Here is a 23,819-nt window from a genome sequence, read left to right as displayed (position 1 = left end):
GCGACATGTCGGTAATCTTTGAATTCCTGGTCGCCTTCTTCCTGGTTGTTTCAGGCATATTTGGTTTTGTCGGATCGTACGGGATGATCAAGCTAAAGGACCCGATGTCCAGGCTTCACGCTCCCACCAAAGCGACAACGCTTGGGGTGGGTGGCGTTCTGATCGCCTCAATCATCCATTCCGTATTGATCGAACATCATCTGTCTCTGCACGAGCTGCTGATCACGCTGTTTCTGTTCCTGACTGCTCCGATCACGGCCCTGTTTATTGCCAAATGGCATATTCACCGCCATGAAAAGCCCCAGGATCTGCCGGACGCGGGTGAGGACAAAATCTGGGCCACACATGCGGTCGAACAGGTCGAAGACGTTCCTGATCACAGAAACACCTGATACCTATGTATAGACCTCCGCTGCCCCTGACCCGCGATCTGGTTCTTATCGGCGGCGGTCATACGCACGCGCTGGTGTTGCGAAAATGGGGGATGAACCCTCTGCCTGGCGCGCGCCTGACGGTCATCAACCCCGCGCCTTCAGCCCCCTATTCAGGGATGCTGCCCGGTTTCGTTGCCGGTCATTACCGCCGGGATGACCTGGATATTGATCTGGTGCGCTTGGCTCGCTTTGCCGGGGCACGGGTGATATTGGGTGCCGTCGAAGGGTTAGACCCTGACCGGCAAGAGGTACATGTGCCCGGCCGACCGCCCGTCGCCTATGATGTAGCCTCGGTTAATGTTGGCATTACATCCGACATGCCGGCCCTGCCTGGATTTTCCGACCATGCGGTCCCCGCAAAACCGTTAGGGTCTTTTGCCGCCAGGTGGGCCGAGTACCAATCTGGCGCAGGCGCCGCCTCGGTTGCCGTGATCGGTGGTGGTGTTGCCGGGGTCGAGTTGATCATGGCGATGGCGCACGCTCTGCGCTCTGCTAACCGCAGCGCCCGGCTGACCCTGATCGAAAGTGCTCGGGCCTTGAGCGCGATTGGCGCCAAGGCGGCTTCGATCATTCGCACTGCAATGGCTGAGCTGGGCATCGACGTGATCGAACAGGCCGCCATCGTTGAAATTCATGCGGATCACATCCGGTTGGAGGACGGGCGCCAGATTGCGGCTGAATTCGTAACGGGGGCGGCGGGGGCCAAACCCTATGGTTGGATGGCGCAGTCCGGGCTGGATCTTCACAATGGCTATATCACGGTGAATAGCAGGCTGCAGTCCAGCAATCCTTTTGTGTTCGCAGCCGGCGATTGTGCCCATCTGTCAGAAAACCCCAGACCAAAAGCAGGTGTCTATGCCGTCCGAGAAGCCCCGATTCTTTATGGCAATCTTCGGGCCTCGCTGGGTGCCGGAAAGATGCGCCCCTATCATCCGCAAAAAGATTACCTCAAGCTGATATCGCTGGGTGGGAAATCCGCATTGGCCGAGCGATTGGGAACCTCGCTCAGTGGTCCGTTGATGTGGAAATGGAAGAACCATATCGACCAGAATTTCATGAATAAGTTCCGGAATCTGCCGCAGATGAAAGCAGCAGAGTTGCCCCGCGACCACGCTTTGGGCGTGCCCGAAGTCCTGGGTGAAAAGCCCATGTGCGGTGGGTGCGGCGCAAAGATTGGGCGTCGCGCTTTGCGCAGTGTTCTGTCTGATTTACCGCCCCCCGATCGGCAAGACGTAATACCGCTTTCAGGTGACGATGCGGCTTTGCTTCTCACCGGCGGCGCGCGGCAGGTGATGACCTCGGACCATTTGCGCAGCTTTACCAATGATCCGGTTTTGATGACACGGATCACGGCCATTCACGCATTAGGTGATATCTGGGCGATGGGTGCGGCACCGCAGGCCGCCACCGCGACGATTATTCTGCCTCGGATGTCACCCGCACTGCAACAACGTACCATGTCAGAAATCATGGCCACCGCTAGTGACGTCATCCGCGCAACCGGGGCCGAAATCGTCGGAGGCCACAGTTCGATGGGGGATGAGATGACCATCGGGTTCACTCTGACCGGCCTGTGCGAAAACGACCCGATCATCTTGTCCGGGGCCCGCAAGGGCGACGCTTTGATCCTGACCAAGCCGATTGGCAGCGGCGTGATCATGGCCGCCGAAATGGCCGGTTTGGCCAATGGCATCTGGGTCGCAGAGGCGTTCCGCCACATGGTTCAGCCGCAAGGCGAAGCTGCGCGCATTCTGTTCAGTGCCCATGCGATGACCGATGTGACCGGGTTTGGTCTGGCAGGGCATCTGCAAGGTATTTGCGGTGCCTCGGACTGCGGTGCGGTAATTGCTCTGGATGCGGTTCCCGTGATGGCCGGGGCTGTGGAGCTTAGCGCAAGCGGTGTTCGGTCCACGATCTTCGAAGACAACCGCGCCATTGCGCCTGAACTCGCCAACGGACCCAAGGCTGATCTTCTTTTCGACCCTCAAACCGCCGGAGGGCTATTGGCCGCTGTCCAAGCCGATGACGCGCCAGGCCTGTGTGCAGACCTACGTGCGGCTGGATATCCGGCATCAATCATCGGCATGATCGACGATACGCCGGGTTTAAAACTTCAGAGCTGATCCAGGACCTGTTCGACCCGCACAGCGACCTCTTTCAGACCGGTACTTGCCAGCGAGGGAACCTGGATCGAGGCCACAATCTCGGTGCTGTGTACGCGCGCGGACTTGGCATAAGCCGGGTCGTAATGCTGTTCCATAAGTGACCGTGTAAGGGCCAACTTGTTACCGCCGTCAATCAGCGCAAACCACCCATCCACCACCTCATGCCCACGGTGAGACCTCAGCGGCGACAGGAGATCTTTCAACCGCTCGGCATCGCTGAGGACATCGTCATATGCCGAGACCAGATATTCCGCGCGCGCTTCTATCGGGGCATCAATCTGAATGCGCACGGCCGCACACATGGCGGACCAAAGCCTCGGCGGCAGGATCAAAGAGCCGATTTTGGACGATTCCGCTTCGACTACGACGGGACGGGTGGGGTCAAAACCACAAAGTTCTGCGGCCAGCGCGGATTCGAATGCCTTTTGACTGGGTTGTCCGCCCGGCATTGCCCCCAGCAACGACCCCCGGTGATTGGCAAGCCCTTCGAGATCCAGAACCTGGACACCACGTTCCTGAAGGTGTGTAAGCAGCTCGGTCTTTGCTGTGCCCGTATACCCATCCAGAAGGACGAATTGAAACGGCAACGGATCGTCATACAGATACCGGCTCACCAAGCGGCGATAAGCCCGATAGCCGCCCTCGACAACCTCGGCCCGCCAGCCAATCTGTTGTAGCATCCAGGTAAACGAACCAGATCTCTGCCCACCGCGCCAGCAATATACAAGGGGTTTCCACCCCCCTTCGTGATGGGACAGGCTGTGTTCAATGTGGTTGGCCGCATTCCTGAAAACCAGAGCCGCCCCCAGCTTGCGGGCCAGAAACGGGCTTTCCTGGACATAGATCGTCCCGACGCGCGCCCGTTCGTCGTTATCCAGAACTGGCAGGTTGATGGACCCGGGCAAATGATCCTCGGCAAATTCAGCCGGGCTGCGCACGTCTATGGTTGTGTCGAACTCATGCGCGTATAACTGCTGAAAGCTGGTGATTTTCAGAACCATGTCAACGATCTAACCCGCGTTGAACCGGATGGAAAGGCACGGTGTCAATCTGCGATGGGATCGACAAGCGTCGGTCCACTGGCCCGATTGGAATTGACGCCCGGATCGACACGATGAAAGGTAAGAATATCTTCCTGCCCCGGAGACAGCAGCCGCGCAGCCCCTTTGCCCACTTCACCCAACCATAAAGGCCAGTTTTCGGGTTCAACAATCAGGGGCATGCGGTGATGAATTCTGCCCAAATTGCGGTTCGCTGGTGTCGTAACGATAGCGCATGTTCCCTTCTGGTCGCCTTCGGGTCCCCAATCTTGCCATACCCCGCCAAAAGCAATCGGGGCCCCGTCTTTTCTGAAAATATACCAGGGCAGCCGGTCTCCGCTCTCGGTTTTGGTCCATTCATAAAACCCGCTAGCAACGATCAGACATCTGCGTTCTCTGCAGGCCGCCCTGAAAGCCGGTTTTTCAGCTAGCGTTTCGGCGCGGGCATTGATCAACAATGGCCCAGCGGTTTTAGACTTGTACCAGTGTGGTAAAAACCCCCAACGCAAGGCATCCAACTGACGCCCGGTTTCGCCTGCCCTGACCACATGCACCTGACATGTCGGACAAACGTTGAAATTCGGGACAACAGGCAGAGCATTGGCCGGGCGCGCAGAAAACAACTGGGCCATGGCATCATTTGGAAGGGTTATTGCAAACCGTCCGCACATAGGTAATGAACTTTCAACAATCGTTTTCTACAGGCACAGGTTCTCACGGGGTCATATGCAAAATCAAACGGCGAAAACCTTAAAAGTCAAAGCTGTCGCAGCGCTGGAAGAAGGCAAATTCCAGGCTGCGCTGAAAAAGGCTCAACTTGGCGTAAAAAAGTTTCCGACCGACTCGGATTTTCATGCCATTTCCGGTTTTGTTCTGACCGAGATGAAACAGTATAAAAGGTCGATCCCGCATTTTGTCGAAGCCGCGCGGATGAAACCTGACGATCCGCAATTCGTCGAAAACCTCGCCAATGCTCTTATGCAAACCGGCCAGATGGCCAAAGCCTTGGAATATGCCGAACTCAAGGCCGAAAAATTCCCAGCCAGCAAGGAACTGAACCGGGTCATTGATGAGATTACGCTGAAAGGACAGAATTGGCGCCTGATCATTGATCACGTGACCAAAAAACTTCAAAGCGACCCTGAAAATGTCAGCCTGTTGTCGACTCGTGCCCGCGCCTATGGCCGCATCGGTTATATCGAGCACAACTCACGCGATATAACCAAGGCGTATGAATTGGCACCGGACAACGAAAAGATAGCCTTTCAAAAAGCCGTAAATCTGCACCAGAGTGGCGACAAAAAGGGATGCGCCGATATTCTGCAGGGCATCTACGCCAAAGAACCTTTCCATGTTGCCACCCTTCTTCAGCTTTCGACAATGTCCAGCAAAGAGGACGCCCCGAAACTGATGCAGGCGGTAGAAGCAGCGATATCCGAAAGCGTACACGAGCTGTCGGAACTGGAATTTGCCAAGGCCCACCTGATCCAAAAAGCCGATAGCCTTGGCGCAGCACTGCCGCAATTTGCACGTGCCAATGCCATCCAACACAATGTCAAACCCTATGATTTAGAGGCGGAAGAACAGAAGTTCGAACGTATCACTGGCCTGTTCCCTGTAGGGGGAAGAGTTCCTTGGTCCGAACAAACCGATCAGCCGGTTCCGATCTTCGTTCTGGGCCAGCCGCGCTCTGGCACAACGCTCATGGAAATGATGCTGAGCTCAGCGCCAGACATTGCTGGCTGCGGCGAACTGACGGTTGGGGCCGATCTTTCGCGCGACTACGCACAACATCGCAAGACCTTCGATTCCACTGCCGCAGCGAAATATGCCAAAGAGTTCCGAGAGTTGATGCCGCCGATCCCCGATGGCTCGACCACTTTTGTTGACAAGATGCCCCACAATTTTCAGCGGGTCGGCTTCCTGTTGTCAGCATTCCCAAACGCCAAGATAATAAACATGCTGCGTGATCCGCGCGATGTCGGTCTTTCGAAATGGATCCGCAGGTTCCCTGCGGGGGGCATGAACTATGCCTCGAATCTTGAAACCATTGCCCATTCTGCCAACCTGTATCGTCGCTATATGGCGCATTGGGAAGCTGTTTTTGGCGACAAGATCCTGACCGTTCCATATGAAAAGCTTGTCGCGGACCCCGAAACCTATAGCAAGCAGGTCGCCGCTTTCTGCGACCTCGAATGGACCGAGACGATGATGCGTCCGGAAGAGAATACCAAACAGGTCCGGACTGCCAGTATCGACCAGGTTCGCAACAAAATCTCAACCAAATCCATTGGGGGATGGCGATCTGTGTCGGAACATATCCAGCCCATGCTTGCGGGTTTTGATACAGGGCTTTGGCCGGAATACGACATTGATCAAGGCTGAAGGTTAGCTGAATGAAATAGGGCCGCATCCGAAGGTGCGGCCCTTTTCGTTTCGCTCTGGTCGCCTTACTTTTGCTTGATGCGACCGTCCAGATAAGGCTGGTAAGGCGCGTTTTCGGCTAGGTATTCCGCCGTGACATCCGCCAGATCCGGGCCAAAGTCATAGGCATTTTTATCGTCGCCTTCGAACATACTGTACCCGTCACCGCCATTTCTGACGTAGTTATTGGTAACGACAAGGTAAGTCGCCGCCGGATCAATCGGGGTAAGCCCATCGCCGTTGGATACCATGACCTCTGATACGCGCCCTTCGTTTGGTGCCACCGATGCGTCCCAAACAAAGGTCAGACCGGCAACCTGCGGAAAGCGGCCCTTGACCTCTTCTACCTGGCTCACGCCGTTTTCAAGCGCGTCAACGATGCCTTGTCCGCTGATCTCAAAGGTTGAAAGCGTATTCTGGAACGGCAGCACGGTCAGAACTTCACCCATGGTCACATCGCCAGGGTCAATCGAAGCACGCAAGCCGCCAGAGTTCGCAATCGCGATATGAACGCCCTGATCAGCAACCCGCGCAAGCATGGCATCAGCGACCAAATTGCCCATCTGACATTCCTGAACACGACAGATCGAACGGTCACCCTCAATCGCCTCAGACGTGCTGGCCACGACCTTATTGCGGATTTCGTCCAAAGGAGCGGCCAGTTCCGCGATACGGTCCAGCGAGGCCTGATCTTCGGCCACGTTGTTGTCCATGATCAGCGGCTCACCAGCCGCCGCGATAACATTTCCGTCGTCATCAAAAGTGACATTCAGCTCGCCCAGGAATTTGCCATAGGCATAGGCCTGAATGATCTGCACGCCATCGACCACTGTCGGATAGGGGCCAACAGCCTTGTCAGAAACGTTGGACAAATATGTATTGGAATGCCCACCTACGATTACGTCAACGCCTGTCGTTTCCTGTGCAACACGCTGGTCGACAGCATATCCCGAATGGCTGAGAACGATGATCTTGTTCACGCCTTCCGCGGTTAGCTTGTCCACTTCGGCCTGAACCGCGGGAACCGGGTCCGAGAATGTGATGTTCGGGCCAGGAGAGGCCAGTTCATGCGTGTCTTCCGGCGTCAGGCCAACAAGGCCGACTTTTTCTCCGCCGACTTCGATCACTGTAGACTTTTTGATCTTGCCACTCAGCAATTCTTCGCCTGAAAAATCCGCGTTCGACATCAGCACCGGGAAATCAACGGTGTCGATAAAGCCGCGCAGGACTTCCGGGCCATCATCGAATTCGTGGTTGCCCACGGTCATAGCGTTATAGCCCAGTTTGTTCATGAACTCGGCCGCGACCTTGCCCTTGTAATAGGTATAGAACAACGAGCCCTGAAATTGATCGCCGCCATCTACCAGGATCGAGTTTTCGGCACGCCCGCGGGCTTCTTCCACTGCTGTTACGAGACGGGCAGATCCGCCAAAACACTTGCCTTCGGCGTTGTCATCTGAACTACAGCCGCTGTCATATTTGTTGATCGGCTCGATACGCGAATGAAAGTCGTTGGTGTGCAGAATGGTCAGTTTATATTCGGCGGCGGCCATTCCTGCAGTCAAACCCAGCACAGCAGCCGAGGCTAGGAAACGGGTGAACATATTTTAACTCCCTTTGTTAATTGCCAAGATGTTGCGCCGCCTTCAGCAAAGAGTCAAAGGGGGAAATCCGGCTTGAATCTAGCCGCAGCGCGGGGCATGACCGTTCTATGCTGATTTACAAGATTTTCCGCGCCAACGAATGGACGGCGCTGCAGACCGATGGCGCCACGGATGGTGCTCCGATTGATGTTTCGGACGGTTTTGTCCACTTTTCGACAGCTGAACAAGCTGCGGAAACCGCTGCCAAGCATTTTGCCGGCGCCGAAGGTTTGACGCTGTTGGCCTGCGATGCTGACGCGATGGGCGAGGAACTGAAGTGGGAGGTTTCGCGCGGGGGCGCTCTGTTTCCGCATCTCTACCGTCAGATCCGCATGACCGACATAGCTTGGTCCTGCCCCCTGCCCTTTGACGGCAACGCGCATCGCTTCCCGGACGACATGAAATGACGGAATATATCGACCCGGATCGCGCCCAGTTCGAAGCCTTCAAGGTGCTGGATCGTGACCACCCGATCGAGATGCTGAACCTGGTGAGGTTCCGCAGCCGGGCCGAATATCCATCGGGGCACGAACTGGCCAAAAGCGGTCTGTCGGGCGCTCAGGCTTATCGAAATTATGGGATCGAAACCGGGCCGATCATTGTCCGCCTTGGGGCAAAGATCATTTGGCGCGGCGCGTTTCAGACTACGTTGATTGGCCCAAAGGATGAGCTATGGGAAGCGGTATTTATCGCGCGTTACCCATCGGCCCATGCCTTTCTGGAAATGATATCCGACCCTGATTACAAACAGGCGGTCGTGCATCGTCAGGCTGCGGTGAAGACCTCTCGCCTGATCCGATGCGCGCCGACCGAAGGCGGAGAAATGTTTGGATGAAACTGACTGAAAAGCTGGGGCTGGCTGCCCTGCACCGGTTGGATCCGGAAACCGCACATACCCTGTCGATCAAAGCCCTGAAGGCAGGGCTTGCGCCTGAACCAGGACCGGTTACGTCACAGCGTTTGCGGACCAAAATCGCGGGGCTAGGGCTGCCCAATCCGGTTGGTCTGGCCGCAGGGTTCGACAAGAACGGAGAGGTTCTTGGCCCCCTGTCTCGCGCCGGGTTTGGGTTCATCGAAGTCGGTGCCGTTACCCCACGCCCGCAGCCCGGCAATCCCAGACCGCGCCTGTTCCGCCTGACCGAAGACCAGGCTGCCATCAACCGCTTTGGCTTTAACAACGAAGGGATGGAGGCCATGGCCCGTCGTCTGGCGGCGCGCCCCAGGGATGCGGTGATCGGACTGAACCTTGGTGCGAACAAAGACAGCGATGATCGACCCGGCGACTTTGCCAAGGTACTGGCCCATTGTGGGGCGCATCTGGATTTCGCTACGGTCAACGTGTCATCTCCGAACACTGAAAAGCTGCGGGATTTGCAAGGCAAAGCGGCGCTGAGCGCTCTGTTGAGCGGCGTGATCGAAACCCGAAACACCCTAATGCGCCCTCTACCAGTATTCCTCAAGATCGCCCCCGATCTGACCGAGGATGAGCTGCGGGATATCGCCGAAGTGGCCCATGAATCGGGCGTTGATGCGGTCATCGCCTCGAACACCACTTTGTCGCGCGATGGGTTGCGCAGCGAACACAGAGACGAAGCAGGCGGCCTGTCCGGCGCGCCTTTGTTCGAAAAATCCACCCGCGTTCTTGCCCGGTTTAGCCATTTGACCGACGGTCAGATTCCGTTGATCGGCGTTGGTGGCATCAGCACAGCAGAACAGGCCTATGCCAAGATATGCGCCGGTGCTTCGGCCGTGCAATTCTACACCGCGATGGTTTTCGGTGGTATCTCACTTGCAGCGGAAATCGCGCGAGGCTTGGATGACTTGCTGGCGCGCGATGGGTTTGAAACAGTTGCGCAGGCCGTTGGAAGCAAAAGACAGGACTGGATATGATCGAATACTGGCACAATCCCAGATGCTCTAAGTCTCGCGCAGGGCTCGCTTTGCTTGAGGAAAACGGAGCGCAGGTCGAAATTCGCAAATACCTTGAGGATACGCCCTCGGCAGACGAAATCCGGGCCGTACTTACACGCCTTGATATCCCCGCCATCGACCTGATGCGGACTAGCGAAAAGCTGTTCAAGGAACTGGGCCTAACCAAGAATACCGCTCAGGATGACCTGATCACAGCAATGGCGGCCCATCCGATTTTGATCGAGCGTCCGCTTGCAATCAAAGGGGACAACGCAGCCATTGGTCGCCCTACGGAATCCCTTCTGGACCTTCTTTAGGCGACCAAAGCCTCAAGCTTGGGGTATCGCCATCCCAGCGTGCAGGCACGCGCGATGTTCAAGATCATCAGCGCGGCCCAAAGGCCGTGATTGCCGAGCGCAGGCACCAATATGAACAGGGCCAAAACATAAATCGCAACCGAATGGATCATCGCATTGCGCATTGCGCGCGTCCAGGTCGCGCCTATGTAGATGCCGTCAAACATCCAGCTTGCCACACCGATCACCGGCGCCAGCGCCGCCCAGACCAGATACTCGCGTGCGGCTAGTCGCACCTCAGGTGCAGTTGACATCAGGTCGATCAACGCTGGCCCGGCCAGATAGAAAACCGCACCAAGTACAAATGCACCCCCTACCCCCCATTGCGAAGCCATGGCCGCGGCTCGGCGCACCTGATGCCGATCCCGCGCGCCAATGGCGCCGCCGACCAGTGCTTCGGCGGAAAAGGCGAACCCATCCAGTGCAAAGGCGGTAATTTCGAGAAACTGCAGCAAGACCTGATTGGCTGCCAGATTAACATCCCCCAGATCCGACCCGACGAAGAGGAATGTGGTAAAGGCGCCGGTCAGCAATACCGAACGGACCATGATGTCGCCATTCACCTGCATCATCCGACGCAGACGCGTGGGATCAAAAATTCGCGGCCAGTCACGCCATTGATTCCCGGTAAAAGCACTGCGGCACAGCCAGAGACCCAGTGCCAGCCCGCTCCACTCGGCGATGAGCGTCGCGATGGCCACCCCCTCGACGCCCCAACCCAGACCAAGCACAAACCACAGATCCAGGAGAATATTCAGCCCGTTCATCCAGACCTGCAGGACAAAGACCCCACGCGTACGTTCAATCGCAATCAACCAGCCAGTGATGGCGAACAGCGCAATCGTTGCCGGCGCACCCCAGATGCGTATCCGCAAATAGTCGCGGGTCAGCGCCTCAACCTCGGGGCTGGCGGGGGAAAGGGCAAAAGCCCCTTTGAACAAAAGGACTTGGGCCAATATGAAAACCATACCTGCCGCACTGCCCAGCAATATGCCCCGCATCAGCAGCGCACCGGTTTCTGCAGTGTCACCTGCCCCGCGCGCCTGCGCCGCCAGGCCGGTGGTCCCCATCCTCAGAAAGCCGAATATCCAGTAGATCGAGGCCAGAATCACGGCCCCCATCCCAACAGCCCCAATCGGCGCAGCCAGACCCATCTGCCCGACTACGCCAGTATCCACGGCCCCAAGGATCGGAACCGTGGCATTCGACAGCACGATGGGCGCTGCAATTTTAAGCACGCGCCTGTGCGTGATTGGTGCCGAGGCGTCTTGCATGGAAATCTACTCAGCTTTCGATTTGGACTGCGGCATCAGAAAATGCCCGCTGGCCTGTGCGAAAGGTCGCTGATGATTGTCCTGCCACGCTTCGACACGAACCGACGCATACCGGCGCCCTAATCGGCGAACAAAGGCACGCGCATAGGCATCCCGAGGCAAGCCCGATCGCAGGTAATCAACGGTGAAATCGACTGTTTTTGGAAACATGATGGTTTCATCTTGAAAGACCGTGCTGGCATCCAATTCGCCGTTTTCGATCCGGGGAAAGAAATACTCCCAACTCAGGGTGATAACCGCGGTTACTTCCAGAAAGGCAGCCGTCACACCACCATGAAGCGCCGGAAGCATCGGGTTTCCGATCAGCTTTTGGTCAAAGTTCAGTACCCCGGTCAACTCATTTCCCCGCCGGTCAAATTCGATTCCGAGAAACTGAATATATGGAACACCATCCACGATTGCCTTCAGTGCTGCATCGCGACGCTGTTCGATAAGCTGCATGGCTTCGGGCCGAGGTCGGGACATCATCGGCTCTCCACTGTGAATGAACCGGTGGCGGTTGCCACGGGCAGGTCCTTGTCCTCATCCATCGCAGTTGCGCGGACAAAGGCCACGTTTCTGGTGATATGATAACAGACAGCATGTGTCGTAATGCTCTGCCCTGGCGTCGCCGGGCGCATGTAGTCTATCCGCAGATCTATTGTCGCGGTGGCGCCGGGCGAAGAAGGATGGCACATGACCGCGGAACCGCAGCAGGTGTCAAGCAGGGCAAAAACCGCCCCGCCATGGATCACACCCGTGCGTGGATCACCGATCAGTTCGGCCTTGTAGGGCATCGAAATCTCGGCCTCGCCATTACCCATTTTGGTGAGTGTCAAACCCAAAGCTTTGGCATGCGGAATGGCCTCAATAAACTGTCGTGCTATAGCAGCTTTGTCGACCATCTACTTGTGTCCTCTCTGTTTCTCCCTTTATGAGCGTCAGGCTAGCAAAAGAGCAAGCCCGCCTGTTGCGCTTGAAGTCGCCACGTCCTACGCTGTTTCGAAGGAGACCAGGAATGCCCGACAACCGTTTGTCATTCAAAGAGATGTGCGCCGAGTTTGACGTGACTCCACGTACCCTGCGCTACTATGAATATATCGAACTTCTGCAGCCTGACCGCGAAGGCCGAACTCGCTTTTACGGGCCTAGGGAATGCGCTCGGATGACGCTGATCATGCGGGGACGGAAATACGGATTTCCACTGGAAGATATCCGCCAGTGGCTGCTGATCTACGAAGATCAGGGGAATCAGGCACAGATGAAGGCCTTCATCGAAATGGCCGAACATCAGCTTGTCGAACTGAACAATCAGAAAAAACAGTTGGATGAAGCCATAGATGCCTTGGAACAAATGCGTGACCAGACCGCGAAATTGTTAGACTAGGCATTGCTGCCCAGTTGATCGCATTTACTATCGGATTTGCCAAAGCCAAAAACAGACCCTTCCTGGGCTCTTTTACCCTTTCAGCATGCTTTCCCGTGTTTGGAAAATTGCATCTGGAAGGTGATCTGACGTGACGTCCTGAAATTCCCTGCAGTAGAAACCTTGACGCGAACGGAAGTTACGTCAACTTATTTGTGACGCAGCGTTCGCGTTACGTGAACGGCATCTACGTGCTGTAAGACGCGCATCGACTGCGCAAATCAGCTTAACGAAGGCCAGTTACAAGAGTGCAGAAACCATGACCGAAGATCTGATGACCATTCGTGAAATGTGCGAGACCTATGATGTCACGCCGCGCACATTACGTTTTTACGAGGCAAAGGAACTTTTGTTTCCGATCCGCGAAGGGCAGAAACGACTGTTCACCAAAAGCGACCGGGCGCGTCTCAAGCTGATCCTGCGAGGCAAACGCTTTGGCTTCAGCCTGGAAGAAATTCGCCAGCTTCTTGATTTGTATCACGTAGGTGATCAGCAGGTTACACAGATGACCCGCACCTATGAGATCGCGTGCGAGCGGCTTGCCGATATGGAATCCCGGCGTGAAGAGCTGACCCAGGCCATTGACGATCTAAAAGAACAGTTGAGATGGGGCGAGAAAGTGATCGCCTCGATCAAGAGCGACAAAAAGGCCGCAGAATAACCCCGGCGGCACCCACCCACCGGACAAGCGAAACTAAGGAAGTTCCCAATGCCCGTATACAATGCACCAACCAAAGACATGCAGTTCGTATTGCACGAAGTGCTCAATGTATCGGGATCGGACATCCCGGGTTATAGCGAGCTTGAACCTGATTTTACCGGCGCTGTTCTAGAAGAAGCCGGTAAGGTGGCGACAAATGTTCTGCACCCGCTGAATACAATCGGTGATACCGAAGGATGTCGTTTGGAAAACGGTGTGGTATATACCCCTACTGGCTTTAAAGACGCATTCGGTCAGATGAAGGAAGGCGGCTGGACCGGCCTGGACATGCCCGAAGAATTCGGCGGCCAGAACATGCCTTATGTCATCGGCTCTGCCGTGGCCGAGATGTTTTCCGCCTCGAACCAGGCGTTCACCATGTATCAAGGTCTGACCCACGGCGCAGCCTCGGCCATTCTGGCGCACGGCACCCAAGAGCAGAAAGAAACCTATCTGCCGAACATGGTTAGCTGCGATTGGACCGGCACCATGAACCTGACCGAACCGCATTGCGGCACCGACCTGGGTCTGATGCGCACCAAGGCTGAACCGCAGGCGGATGGCTCCTACAAGATTTCCGGTCAGAAGATCTTTATCTCGGCTGGTGAACACGACATGGCCGACAACATCATTCACCTGGTGCTGGCCAAGATCGTGGGCGGCCCCGAAGGCATCAAGGGTGTATCCCTGTTCATCGTTCCTAAATTCATGGTGAACGAAGATGGCAGCCTGGGTGAACGCAACGGCGTATCGGTCGGCAACATCGAAGAAAAGATGGGCATCCACGGCAACTCGACCTGCGTCATGAACTATGACGAGGCAACCGGCTATCTTTTGGGCGAAGAGCATAAAGGCATGCGCGCGATGTTCACCATGATGAACGAAGCCCGTATGGGTGTAGCCATGCAGGGTCTGTCCCAGGCCGACGCGGCCTATCAGAACGCGGTGGAATACGCCAAGGACCGCCTGCAGGGCCGCGATGTGACCGGTGCGAAAAACCCGGACGGTCCAGCCGATCCGCTGATCGTGCATCCCGACATCCGCCGCAGCCTGATGGATCAGAAAAGCTTTACCGAGGGTGCCCGTGCCTTTGTTCTGTGGGGAGCGACCATGATCGACAAGGCCCACCGCTCTGGTGACGATGCCGCCGATGGCCTGATCTCACTGCTGACGCCGGTCCTCAAAGGGTTCCTGACCGACGAAGGCTATGACATGACGGTCAAGGCCCAGCAAGTCTATGGCGGCCACGGCTACATCGAAGAATGGGGCATGTCGCAATATACCCGCGACGCCCGGATCGCGATGATCTACGAAGGCGCAAACGGCGTTCAGGCGCTTGACCTTGTGGGCCGTAAACTTGCCCAAGATGGCGGCAAACACGTCATGGCGTTTTTCGAAATGGTCAAAAACTTCTGCAAGGAAAACGCAGGTCAGAACGAAGCCTATGATACGGCGTTTATCGAACCGCTGAAAGCGGCCTCCAAGGATCTGCAGGCCGCTGCCATGTACTTTATGCAAAGCGGCACCAAGAACCCCAACCATGCGCTGGCTGGGTCGAATGACTTCATGCACATGTTCGGTCATGTCTGCCTGGGCCTGATGTGGGCACAGATGGCAAAAGCCTCTTATGCCGCACTTGAAGCCGGGACTTCGGACACCGAGTTCTACGAGACAAAGATTACCACCGGCCAGTTCTACATGGCGCGTCGCTTGCCAGCCACCAGTCTTCATCTGACACGCATCCAGAGCGGTGCGGATACTGTCATGGGCCTGGACGCGGCAAGCTTCTGATCTCTGACCGGCCCCAAACCATCTTGGGGCCGGCCATTCGAAAGGCTCGATATGCCAAAACGATTTCGCCTGACTCGCCGTTTCCCGGTCGCCATGACCGAAGACGGCTATCGCAGACTCAGAGGGTTCGCGCGCGAGGCTGGTCTGGACGAAGGTGAGGCACTGTCATTCCTGTTCGAGAACTTCAACAGCGTCATCGACGAAGAGAGCCTGACGCACCGTTTGCGTATCTTCAATTCCGAACTTGAAGAGCGCAAACGATAAGAAAACAGACCCGCCCAAAAAAGGGCGGGCTACATGATACAGCACATCGCACTGACTCATGTGCCAAGGGAGGCAAATGATGACCATCAAACTGCATTGTTTCGGCGTCAGCGGAAACTCGTACAAGGCGGCGCTGGCTCTGGAGTTATCAGGGTTAGAATGGGAAGCCGTCGAAGTCGACTTCTTCAAAGGAGTGACACGCACTCCCGAATTTCGTGCCACTGTCAACGAAATGGGTGAAGCGCCCGTCATGATTGATGGCGACTTTCGCACCAGTCAGTCCGGGGCCATTCAGACTTATATAACTGAAAAGACAGGTATGTTCGGAGGAAAGACGCAGGAAGAGAAATACGAGGTACTGCGCTGGGTGCTGTGGGACAATCACAAACTCAGCTCGATGGCAGGCCTGACCCGTTTTTTGATCAACTTTCTGCCGGAAGAACATCGCAACCCAGACGTGATCGCATTCAACCAGGGTCGTCTGAAGGCTGCGTATCAAGTCCTGGATGCACATCTGAACGGTCGCGACTGGATCGTTGGGGACGGCGTAACCAATGCTGATCTCAGCTGCTGTGGCTATCTCTACTATCCTGAACCCTTCGGCTTTGACCGCACCGAATGGCCAAATATCGACGCCTGGCTGACACGCTTGTCCCAGCAGCCTGGCTGGAAACACCCCTACGACCTGATGCCCGGCTCTGTGCCGGATCGAGCTTAAGGAGAAAACTATGACCGACGCATATATCTATGACGCCCTGCGTACTCCGCGCGGCAAAGGCCGCAAGGATGGCAGCCTGCACGAGCTGACTTCGGCGCGCCTGTCCTCGCTGACATTGAACGCCGTAAAAGAGCGGAACAATCTAGAGGGCCACGCCGTAGAGGACGTCATCTGGGGCAACGTAACCCAGGTTATGGAACAGGGCGGCTGTCTGGCACGAACCGCAGTGCTGGGTTCTGATCTGGATGAATCGATCCCCGGGCTGGCGATCAACCGGTTCTGCGCCTCGGGCATGGAAGCTGTGAACCTAGCTGCCAACCAGGTCAAAGGCGGCGCAGGCGACGCCTATATTGCAGGCGGGGTCGAGATGATGGGCCGTGTTCCGATGGGCAGCGATGGCGCTGCGATTGCGGCTGACCCTTCACTGGCGATGAACACCTATTTCGTTCCGCAGGGTATCTCGGCTGATATCATTGCGACCGAATACGGGTTCACACGCGATCAGGCTGATGCGCTGGCGATGGAATCGCAGCGCCGTGCAAAAACTGCGTGGGACGACAACCGGTTCTCGAAATCGGTCATCACCGTTAAGGATCAGAACGGCCTGACCATTCTGGACCATGATGAATACATGCGCCCCGGCACGGACATGCAAAGCCTGGGTGGCTTGAACCCCGCATTCCAGATGATGGGCGAGCAAATGCCCGGCTTCGACAACGTCGCAAAGCTGAAATACCCGCATCTGGAAAAGATCAATCATATCCACCACGCGGGTAACAGCTCGGGCATCGTGGATGGTGCAGCGGCAGTTCTGATCGGCAACAAGGAATTCGGCGAGAAGTACGGCCTGAAGCCGCGCGCACGCATCAAGGCCACGGCCAAGATCGGCACCGACCCCACCATTATGCTGACCGGTCCGGTTCCGGTGACCGAGAAAATCCTCGCCGACAACGGCATGAAAATCAGCGATCTCGACCTGTTCGAAGTGAACGAAGCCTTTGCCTCGGTTGTTCTGCGCTTCCAGCAGGCATTCGATGTCGATCCGGCTTTGGTCAACGTCAATGGCGGCTCGATCGCAATGGGCCACCCGCTGGGCGCGACCGGCGCGATGATCATCGGCACCCTGCTGGATGAGCTTGAACGTCAGGACAAGGAAACCGGGCTGGCCACGCTTTGCATCGCATCCGGCATGGGTGCAGCAACGATCATCGAGCGCGTCTGATGCCAAAGCTGGATCTCTCTCAGATTCCGTTTCAGGGCGGCTCGGCCTATCCGGGCAAGCTGGCCGAGGCGACCGCAGGCCGTTTTGTTCAGCGCCTCGGTGATGCGGGCGGGCTGACCCAGTACGGGGTCAACATCGTACGGCTTGAACCGCAAGGCATGTCCTCGCTGCGCCACTACCATATGGAGCAGGACGAGTTTGCAATCATGCTAAGCGGCACCTGTACGCTGATCGACGACGATGGCGAGCATGAAATGCAGCCCGGCGATTGCGCCGCATGGCCCGCAGGTGAAGCCAACGGCCATCACCTTGTGAACAACACCGATGCGCCTGCGACCTTTCTGGTGGTGGGCACACGGACCCCGAACGAGACCGGCTATTACAGCGACTTAGACATGATGGTGAAGGATGATGAGAACGGATTCTCCTTCACCCGGAAAGATGGCAGCCCGCTAACGGCTGACCAGATTGGAGATGACAATGACTGATTTCACTCTGAGCAAAGACGCGGACGGCGTCGCCATTATCACCTGGGACGTCCTAGGAAAGTCCATGAACGTGATGTCTTTTGACGGCTTCGCACAGTTGAGCGATTGCATCGATCAGGCACTTGCCGATGACGAGATCAAAGGCATCGTTATCACCAGCGGGAAAGAAGGTTCGTTCGCCGGTGGCATGGACCTGAACCTGCTTGCGGTGATGAAAGAACAGGCGGGCGACAACCCCGCCAAGGGCCTGTTCGAAGGCACCATGAATATGCACGGCGTGCTGCGCAAGATCGAGCTGGCGGGCATGGACCCCAAGACCAAGAAAGGCGGCAAGCCGATTGCAACCGCCCTGCCCGGTACAGCCGCAGGCATTGGCATGGAACTACCGCTGTCGACGCACCGCATCTTTGCAGCCGAGAACCCAAAGGCGAAATACGGCCTGCCTGAAATCATGGTTGGCATCTTCCCCGGCGCTGGTGGCACCACCCGTATGGTCCGCAAGGTCGGTGCGATTGCAGCCGCTCCGCTGTTGCTGGAAGGCAAGATGCTGGACGTCAAAAAGGCGAAAAGTGCAGGCTACATCGATGAGATCGCCGAGGATCCAGTTGCCGCAGCAAAAGATTGGGTGCTGAACGCCAAAGATGCGGACATTGTGAAGCCATGGGATGCCAAGGGTTACAAAATGCCCGGAGGCGCGCCTTACCACCCTGCCGGTTTCATGAACTTCGTCGGCGCCTCGGCAATGGTGAATAGCAAAACTCAGGGTGCGTTCCCTGCCGCCAAGGCGTTGCTAAGCGCTGTTTACGAAGGTGCGCTGGTTGATTTCGACACCGCGCTGAAGATCGAAGCCCGTTGGTTCACCTCCGTTCTGATGAACCCGTCTTCGGGTGCCATGATCCGATCACTGTTCCTGAACAAGGAAGCCTTGGAAAAAGGCGCCGTGCGTCCTGCGGGCGTACCGGATCAGTCAGTCAAGAAGATCGGTGTTCTGGGCGCTGGCATGATGGGTGCGGGTATCGCACTTGTATCGGCGCAGGCCGGTATGGAAGTTGTTCTGGTCGACCGCGATCAGGAAGCAGCAGACAAAGGCAAAGCCTATACCGAGACGTACCTGGACAAAGGTATGAAGCGCGGCAAGGTTACGGCTGAAAAGAAAGAGGCCATGCTGGGCCGCATCACCGCGACCCCTGACCTTGATCATCTGAAGGGCTGTGACCTGATCATCGAAGCCGTCTTCGAAGACATGGGCGTCAAGGCCGAGATGACCAAAAAGGTCGAGGCGATCATTCCCGAGGACTGCATCTTTGCCTCGAACACCTCGACCCTGCCGATCAGCGACCTGGCCAAAGCTTCGGTGCGTGCGGATCAGTTCATCGGCATCCACTTCTTCTCGCCCGTCGAGAAGATGTTCTTGGTCGAGATCATCAAAGGCAAGGAAACCGGTGATCGCGCAGTGGCCAAGGCGCTGGACTATGTGCGCCAGATTCGCAAGACGCCTATCGTGGTCAACGATGCCCGCTTCTTCTACGCCAACCGCTGCATCATTCCCTACATCAATGAAGGTGCCCGGATGGTGACCGAAGGCGTCAGCCCGGTTCTGATCGACAACGCGGCACGCCAGTTGGGCTTCCCTGTCGGGCCTATCCAGCTGACTGATGAGACCTCGATTGATCTGGGTGCCAAGATCGCACGCGCGACCAAGGCCGCGATGGGCAACGAATATCCTGAAAGCCCGTCCGATGATCTGATCTTCTGGATGGAAGAACAGGGCCGTCTGGGCCGCAAGGCAAACGCGGGCTTCTTCGACTATGACGAAAAAGGCAAGCGCGTCGAATATTGGAAGGGTCTGCAGGACAAGTATCCGCTGGCAGAGGATCAGCCCGACCTGATCGAAGTGCAGGAACGCCTGATGTTCGCTCAGGTTCTGGAGGCCGTCCGCGCATTGGAAGAAGGCGTTCTGGAAGACATCCGCGAGGGTGACGTCGGCGCAATCTTGGGCTGGGGCTTTGCACCTTGGTCAGGTGGCCCACTGAGCTGGCTGGACATCATCGGCACCCCTTATGCGGCCGAGCGCTGCGATCAGTTGACCGCACAATATGGGGAACGGTTTACCTGCCCGCCGCTGCTGCGTGAGATGGCAGATAAAGGCCAAAGCTTCTACGGGCGTTTCAACCCCGAAGCCAAGGCTGCCTAAACAGTTGGTGCTGGCGTAAGAGACCTTACGCCAGCACCCTGCTTGTCGTGTTTGGTTGGTCTGCCGTTCAGATCACTGGAAGAGGCCGGCCCGGACGACCCGGGCGACGCGCGCCCCTGCTGGGTCTCAAAGGGACAACTTGTTCCAGCGAGATGGGTGCAGGCAGCGCACCCAACGGGTTGGCAAGGGCTGCCACGCGGCCCTCGGTTCGTATATCTTCGACCAATTCCGCCGCTGTTTCGCTTTCGGCAATTTGATAGCCCGCACTTGTGCCGCTGTGGCCGCCGAAACGCCCTGACGGGCAGAAGGCGCGCATGCCGCCTTCCATATAGACCACTTCATCCTCGTCAAAGAACAGTGCGCTGACATCGAATGATGATGCCGGGACGTCCGACTTGATGCGGAACAAACCGCTCAACTTTCGTGCTGCCACAACAGTCAGATCTGCGGTGCCGTGCTCCAATGCTATACCCTGTTCAGGCATGATCCAAATCGTACCTGGGCTGTCGACGGCACTTGGGGGTACGCGGACTGGCAAATACTCGATCCGACTTTCTTCAGTAGGAACCGAAATCGTATCGACAGAAATGCGCCTTACTGCCTTAAAGCCATTCTCGACTGTCCGGATCAGATCACCAGGCTGAATGTCTTCAATCGGCGTCCAGCCGTCGACAGTTGCAACCCTGGTCCCGTGGATCAAGCCGCCACGGCGCGCGTTCAGTTCTACTCTGGTTTCGAATTGTGTCCGGCTTTCCGGAACATCTGAAATACCCATGTCACTCACTACTTCAAACACGTGCCTCCCCCCCTGCTGGCACCAAAAACAATAGATATTCATTAGCATCCAAACCGATCACGCGTCCAAATTTTGACACATTTGAGCCTGATTTGGGTCCCAAACCCCGTTGGATAACGCTAAAAACGGAACAACGATCTGTAATCGCCCGGTATTAAGTCCGGCAGGGAAACTATATTTCTGTCATCTAATCAAAAGAGTATCCGAATCTGTCTATATCTTCAGCGCAAGCCTCGGCGACGGCCTCTTGTGATGCGGCTGAATAATAGCTGCGGTAATCTTTCGCCCGCTCTGATCGATTCAGGTGCGGCAGCGTGATCCGGAACCCCAAATGGTCAAACAGAGGCTCTGCGTCCTGATCAAACGCTTCGAGCCTGATGAAATCCTGGCATTGTTCAATACCATCGGCTCGCGTCACGTAGTGCCGCGCCGGATGCTGACGGAGCGACTGTTGCGTCGCAGGGTGGCAGACAAATCCTTCAAACGAATGGGCGCGGGCCAGCGCGATTGCGGGGTGATCAAAGCCTTGCACCTTGAGCCAGTGATAATAGCTGACAAGCCGATCCCAGGGATTTCGGACCAGGGTAAAGACTGTCATCCCCGACAACTCATCCGGTGAAAGAACACCTTCGATATCGGCGAGGGTTGAATGTTTCCAAAGGCGGCCACGCGCCGATAGCTGTTTGATCCGCCTATTGCGTTTCTTTGCCTTGGGCGTATCTCCCAGCAAAATATCATCCTTCATCGCGCGCTGTTCCAAAGCCAGCGACAAAGATGTCCCTCCAGTTTTGGGAATGTGGACGAAGATATAAGAGCGACCGCGCGAAATGATCACGATGCGGCCTCTGTAGTGGCGGGACGCGTGGACCGCCAGGCCAGCAGAACTCCGGCCGTTGCGATCAGGCATATGCCGAGGATCTGCAGAACACCGATATTCTGCCCAAAGACCCTCCAGGCGAACAAGGGTCCAAATATCATCACCGAGTATTCAAACACCGCCACATAAGAGGTCTCACCGATCTGATAGGATTTGATCAGCATGAATACCGCAATCGTCGACCCTATTGCCTGAACTATAATCCAAGGAATTGCCGGTCCCATTTGCCAGACCCAGCCACGGGTGACGAAGCCCTCCGGTCCAGCGACCGGAACCCCCGGAAACAAGGATAACACGATCAGCCCTACCGCTCCGGCCACTCCCAAGGTTGTCACCATAGCCGCCAGCAATGCCGTTGTGCTTTCCTGCGCGCAGTGGCTTCGGGTGATGACTGAACTGAACGCGTAGAACAGCCCTCCGGCGACCGGCAACAGCGTTTTTGCATCAAACTCGCCGGGATTCGGCTGCAACACGCACAAAATCCCGGCAAACCCTACTGCAACGGCCAGAATACGCCATGGGCCTATCCGTTGCTTCATGGCGACGGTTGTAATCAACAGCACAAAGATCGGCGACGTGAACAAACCCGCCAACGCCTGAGCAATCGGCATCAGCGCAAGCGAGGCAAAATAGAACAACATGGCCAATGTGATGAGAACACTACGCAGGATCACGGGGCCAAGCCTAATCGGGCGCAAGCGGCCCAGCCCAAGCAGTGACAGGCCCATTATCAGCGGTAGCATGAGCAGAGCCCGGCTGAAATGGAACTGCCACAGACCGATCGTTTCGGCCACCAAGATGACCACATTATCAATCACGCCGATGATTGCCATAGCACTGACCATCAGCACCGAGGCCAAAACCGGTGAAGTCTGGGTGTCCGCCTGCATCATTTTCCCCGCGGCATGATGGAGAGCGGTAACAGAATATTCCGCTCGTCTAGGTATCCAGCACATTTCCTGAACATCGCGCAACAGGTTTGCGCCGGTTGAATTTAGCGTGTTAAGCTGGCTCCAATTAAGAACGAGCAGACATCACCCCGATGACGGCACTGAAACAGTTCCAGCGGATCGAAGCCACCGGTCTGTGGCGCCCCTCGCCCGATGTTCAGCGGCGCGAGGTTGTTGTGTCGATTGGCGAAGCGACTCTGACGATATCAGATTTCAACGACCGGGCACTGACGCATTGGTCGCTGGCTGCGTTAGAGCGCCAGAACCCCGGTGTTTTCCCTGCGATTTACCACCCGGATGGCGACCCGCAAGAGACGTTGGAACTGGCCCAATCCGAAACCACGATGATCGAAGCCATTGACCGTCTGCAGCGTGCCATCGACTGGTCACGCCCCCACCCCGGGCGTTTGCGGTGGTTCAGCGTGGCCGGGGTTGTGGCTGCTGTGGCCGCGCTCATGCTGTTGTGGTTACCGTCAGCGTTACAAAACCATGTCGTATCCGTCGTTCCCGAAATCAAACGTATCGACATCGGCGACACGATCCTGAGGCGCATAGAAAGAGTGTCAGGCCGCGCCTGCGTGTCCGAGGGCACTCAGGAAGCACTGGATCATCTGGCGGCAAGAACGGGCGTGCGCGCAATCGTTATCCTACCCGCCGGAGTACAGACCAGCCTGACCCTGCCGGGTGGAATTGTCCTGTTGAACCGATCTCTGGTCGAAGATCACGAGGACCCCTCGGTCGTGGCCGGGTACATCCTTGCGGAACGTGCACGTGTGCAGGCACAGGACCCACTGGATGATCTGCTGGACCGGACCGGCATCAGATCTGCGTTCCGCCTGCTGACAACCGGTGAGCTGACACCTCAGATTGTCGACAGTTATACCGAAGAAGTTCTATCAGAACCCCGTCCTGCTGTACCCGACGAGAACCTGCTGGAAATTTTTGCCGAGGCAGCTTTGCCCTCGGTCCCCTTTGCCTATGCGACGGACGTGACAGGTGAAACCGTGCTGGGCTTGATCGAGGCCGACCCGATGGCGGGCCAGCCCCAGCAACAGATACTGCCAGATCGCGAATGGGTCCGGCTGCAGAATATATGCGGCGGATAAG

At 56.6% G+C, this 23,819-nt stretch carries 25 protein-coding genes; 16 read left to right on the top strand and 9 right to left on the bottom strand.

Going from position 1 to position 23,819, the window contains the following annotated elements; translation table 11 throughout:
- Positions 1-5: 5 nt before the first annotated feature.
- Positions 6-392: a Na+/H+ antiporter subunit G gene (locus tag AC2FHX_RS00180; RefSeq protein WP_142632844.1), complete on the top strand. Its 387-nt coding sequence runs from the start codon at positions 6-8 to the stop codon at positions 390-392.
- A gap of 5 nt (positions 393-397) precedes the next feature.
- Entirely contained in the window at positions 398-2,557 is a 2,160-nt protein-coding gene (gene selD, locus AC2FHX_RS00175; RefSeq protein WP_496700615.1) for a selenide, water dikinase SelD, read from the top strand.
- Here selD and mnmH read toward each other — a convergent pair.
- Both mnmH and AC2FHX_RS00165 read right to left on the bottom strand, forming a co-directional pair.
- The gene (gene mnmH, locus AC2FHX_RS00170; protein ID WP_496700616.1) at positions 2,548-3,600 is read right to left on the bottom strand and encodes a tRNA 2-selenouridine(34) synthase MnmH; all 1,053 of its coding nucleotides are present in this window, start codon (positions 3,598-3,600) and stop codon (positions 2,548-2,550) included. The genes selD and mnmH overlap by 10 nt on opposite strands.
- Before the next feature lie 44 nt (positions 3,601-3,644).
- Entirely contained in the window at positions 3,645-4,310 is a 666-nt protein-coding gene (locus AC2FHX_RS00165) for an SOS response-associated peptidase (RefSeq protein ID WP_496700617.1), read from the bottom strand.
- A gap of 55 nt (positions 4,311-4,365) precedes the next feature.
- On the opposite strand from AC2FHX_RS00165, the gene AC2FHX_RS00160 reads away from it, so the two are divergent.
- A complete protein-coding gene (locus AC2FHX_RS00160) occupies positions 4,366-6,024 on the top strand; it encodes a tetratricopeptide repeat-containing sulfotransferase family protein (RefSeq protein WP_496700618.1) in 1,659 nt (552 codons plus the stop codon).
- 65 nt (positions 6,025-6,089) lie between these two features.
- Here the strand turns inward: AC2FHX_RS00160 and AC2FHX_RS00155 are convergent, their stop codons facing one another.
- A complete protein-coding gene (locus AC2FHX_RS00155; protein ID WP_496700619.1) occupies positions 6,090-7,667 on the bottom strand; it encodes a bifunctional metallophosphatase/5'-nucleotidase in 1,578 nt (525 codons plus the stop codon).
- 107 nt (positions 7,668-7,774) lie between these two features.
- Here AC2FHX_RS00155 and AC2FHX_RS00150 point away from each other — a divergent pair, with 107 nt between their 5' ends.
- The 4 genes from AC2FHX_RS00150 to arsC are packed head-to-tail and all read left to right on the top strand — an operon-like array spanning position 7,775 to position 9,934.
- A complete protein-coding gene (locus AC2FHX_RS00150; RefSeq protein WP_496692441.1) occupies positions 7,775-8,113 on the top strand; it encodes a DUF952 domain-containing protein in 339 nt (112 codons plus the stop codon).
- Entirely contained in the window at positions 8,110-8,541 is a 432-nt protein-coding gene (locus tag AC2FHX_RS00145; protein WP_496700620.1) for a DUF1330 domain-containing protein, read from the top strand. The genes AC2FHX_RS00150 and AC2FHX_RS00145 overlap by 4 nt, the downstream gene beginning before the upstream one ends.
- Positions 8,538-9,596, top strand: a complete 1,059-nt coding sequence (locus AC2FHX_RS00140; RefSeq protein WP_496700621.1) for a quinone-dependent dihydroorotate dehydrogenase — start codon at positions 8,538-8,540, stop codon at positions 9,594-9,596. The genes AC2FHX_RS00145 and AC2FHX_RS00140 overlap by 4 nt, the downstream gene beginning before the upstream one ends.
- Positions 9,593-9,934 (top strand): arsenate reductase (glutaredoxin), encoded by a 342-nt coding sequence (arsC, locus tag AC2FHX_RS00135; protein ID WP_142632827.1) that lies wholly within the window; start codon positions 9,593-9,595, stop codon positions 9,932-9,934. The genes AC2FHX_RS00140 and arsC overlap by 4 nt, the downstream gene beginning before the upstream one ends.
- Here the strand turns inward: arsC and AC2FHX_RS00130 are convergent.
- The 3 genes from AC2FHX_RS00130 to AC2FHX_RS00120 are packed head-to-tail and all read right to left on the bottom strand — an operon-like array spanning position 9,931 to position 12,191.
- Positions 9,931-11,247 carry an MATE family efflux transporter gene (locus AC2FHX_RS00130; protein WP_142632825.1) on the bottom strand — a complete coding sequence of 439 codons (1,317 nt, stop codon included), beginning with the start codon at positions 11,245-11,247 and terminating at the stop codon, positions 9,931-9,933. The genes arsC and AC2FHX_RS00130 overlap by 4 nt on opposite strands.
- A 6-nt stretch (positions 11,248-11,253) precedes the next feature.
- Positions 11,254-11,772, bottom strand: coding sequence for a PaaI family thioesterase (locus AC2FHX_RS00125; protein WP_271948008.1), 519 nt, complete (start codon positions 11,770-11,772; stop codon positions 11,254-11,256).
- A complete protein-coding gene (locus tag AC2FHX_RS00120; RefSeq protein ID WP_142632821.1) occupies positions 11,772-12,191 on the bottom strand; it encodes a PaaI family thioesterase in 420 nt (139 codons plus the stop codon). The genes AC2FHX_RS00125 and AC2FHX_RS00120 overlap by 1 nt, the downstream gene beginning before the upstream one ends.
- Before the next feature lie 113 nt (positions 12,192-12,304).
- On the opposite strand from AC2FHX_RS00120, the gene AC2FHX_RS00115 reads away from it, so the two are divergent.
- The 8 genes from AC2FHX_RS00115 to AC2FHX_RS00080 all read left to right on the top strand — a co-directional run bounded on the left by AC2FHX_RS00115 (position 12,305) and on the right by AC2FHX_RS00080 (position 20,089).
- On the top strand, positions 12,305-12,673 hold the full coding sequence (locus AC2FHX_RS00115) for a MerR family transcriptional regulator (protein ID WP_142632819.1): 369 nt from the start codon (positions 12,305-12,307) through the stop codon (positions 12,671-12,673).
- Between the two features lie 298 nt (positions 12,674-12,971).
- The gene (locus AC2FHX_RS00110; protein WP_142632817.1) at positions 12,972-13,373 is read left to right on the top strand and encodes a MerR family transcriptional regulator; all 402 of its coding nucleotides are present in this window, start codon (positions 12,972-12,974) and stop codon (positions 13,371-13,373) included.
- A 48-nt stretch (positions 13,374-13,421) separates the two neighbouring features.
- Positions 13,422-15,203, top strand: coding sequence for an acyl-CoA dehydrogenase C-terminal domain-containing protein (locus AC2FHX_RS00105; protein WP_496700622.1), 1,782 nt, complete (start codon positions 13,422-13,424; stop codon positions 15,201-15,203).
- A gap of 51 nt (positions 15,204-15,254) precedes the next feature.
- Positions 15,255-15,467 (top strand): hypothetical protein, encoded by a 213-nt coding sequence (locus AC2FHX_RS00100; protein WP_496700623.1) that lies wholly within the window; start codon positions 15,255-15,257, stop codon positions 15,465-15,467.
- Between the two features lie 79 nt (positions 15,468-15,546).
- A complete protein-coding gene (locus AC2FHX_RS00095) occupies positions 15,547-16,185 on the top strand; it encodes a glutathione S-transferase family protein (protein WP_142632811.1) in 639 nt (212 codons plus the stop codon).
- A 10-nt stretch (positions 16,186-16,195) separates the two neighbouring features.
- Complete coding sequence (locus tag AC2FHX_RS00090) at positions 16,196-17,407, top strand: acetyl-CoA C-acetyltransferase (RefSeq protein WP_496700624.1); 1,212 nt, start codon at positions 16,196-16,198, stop codon at positions 17,405-17,407.
- Positions 17,407-17,895, top strand: a complete 489-nt coding sequence (locus tag AC2FHX_RS00085) for a cupin domain-containing protein (protein ID WP_142632807.1) — start codon at positions 17,407-17,409, stop codon at positions 17,893-17,895. Before AC2FHX_RS00090 ends, AC2FHX_RS00085 begins: the two co-directional genes overlap by 1 nt.
- Complete coding sequence (locus AC2FHX_RS00080) at positions 17,888-20,089, top strand: 3-hydroxyacyl-CoA dehydrogenase NAD-binding domain-containing protein (protein WP_271948013.1); 2,202 nt, start codon at positions 17,888-17,890, stop codon at positions 20,087-20,089. Before AC2FHX_RS00085 ends, AC2FHX_RS00080 begins: the two co-directional genes overlap by 8 nt.
- Positions 20,090-20,156: 67 nt before the next feature.
- On the opposite strand, the gene AC2FHX_RS00075 is transcribed toward AC2FHX_RS00080, so the two are convergent.
- From AC2FHX_RS00075 to AC2FHX_RS00065, 3 genes are all read right to left on the bottom strand, one after another.
- Positions 20,157-20,885: a Hint domain-containing protein gene (locus AC2FHX_RS00075; protein WP_246097113.1), complete on the bottom strand. Its 729-nt coding sequence runs from the start codon at positions 20,883-20,885 to the stop codon at positions 20,157-20,159.
- Between the two features lie 187 nt (positions 20,886-21,072).
- Positions 21,073-21,720 carry a sulfotransferase family 2 domain-containing protein gene (locus AC2FHX_RS00070; protein WP_496700625.1) on the bottom strand — a complete coding sequence of 216 codons (648 nt, stop codon included), beginning with the start codon at positions 21,718-21,720 and terminating at the stop codon, positions 21,073-21,075.
- Positions 21,717-22,652: a DMT family transporter gene (locus AC2FHX_RS00065; protein WP_496700626.1), complete on the bottom strand. Its 936-nt coding sequence runs from the start codon at positions 22,650-22,652 to the stop codon at positions 21,717-21,719. Before AC2FHX_RS00065 ends, AC2FHX_RS00070 begins: the two co-directional genes overlap by 4 nt.
- A 152-nt stretch (positions 22,653-22,804) precedes the next feature.
- Here AC2FHX_RS00065 and AC2FHX_RS00060 point away from each other — a divergent pair, with 152 nt between their 5' ends.
- Positions 22,805-23,818 (top strand): hypothetical protein, encoded by a 1,014-nt coding sequence (locus AC2FHX_RS00060; protein WP_496700627.1) that lies wholly within the window; start codon positions 22,805-22,807, stop codon positions 23,816-23,818.
- Position 23,819 lies beyond the last annotated feature (1 nt).

The organism is Ruegeria sp. CDSC042 (assembly GCF_059610745.1).
Note: the sequence above shows the minus strand (reverse complement) of the source record. Positions and strands in the feature narration are given on the sequence as shown.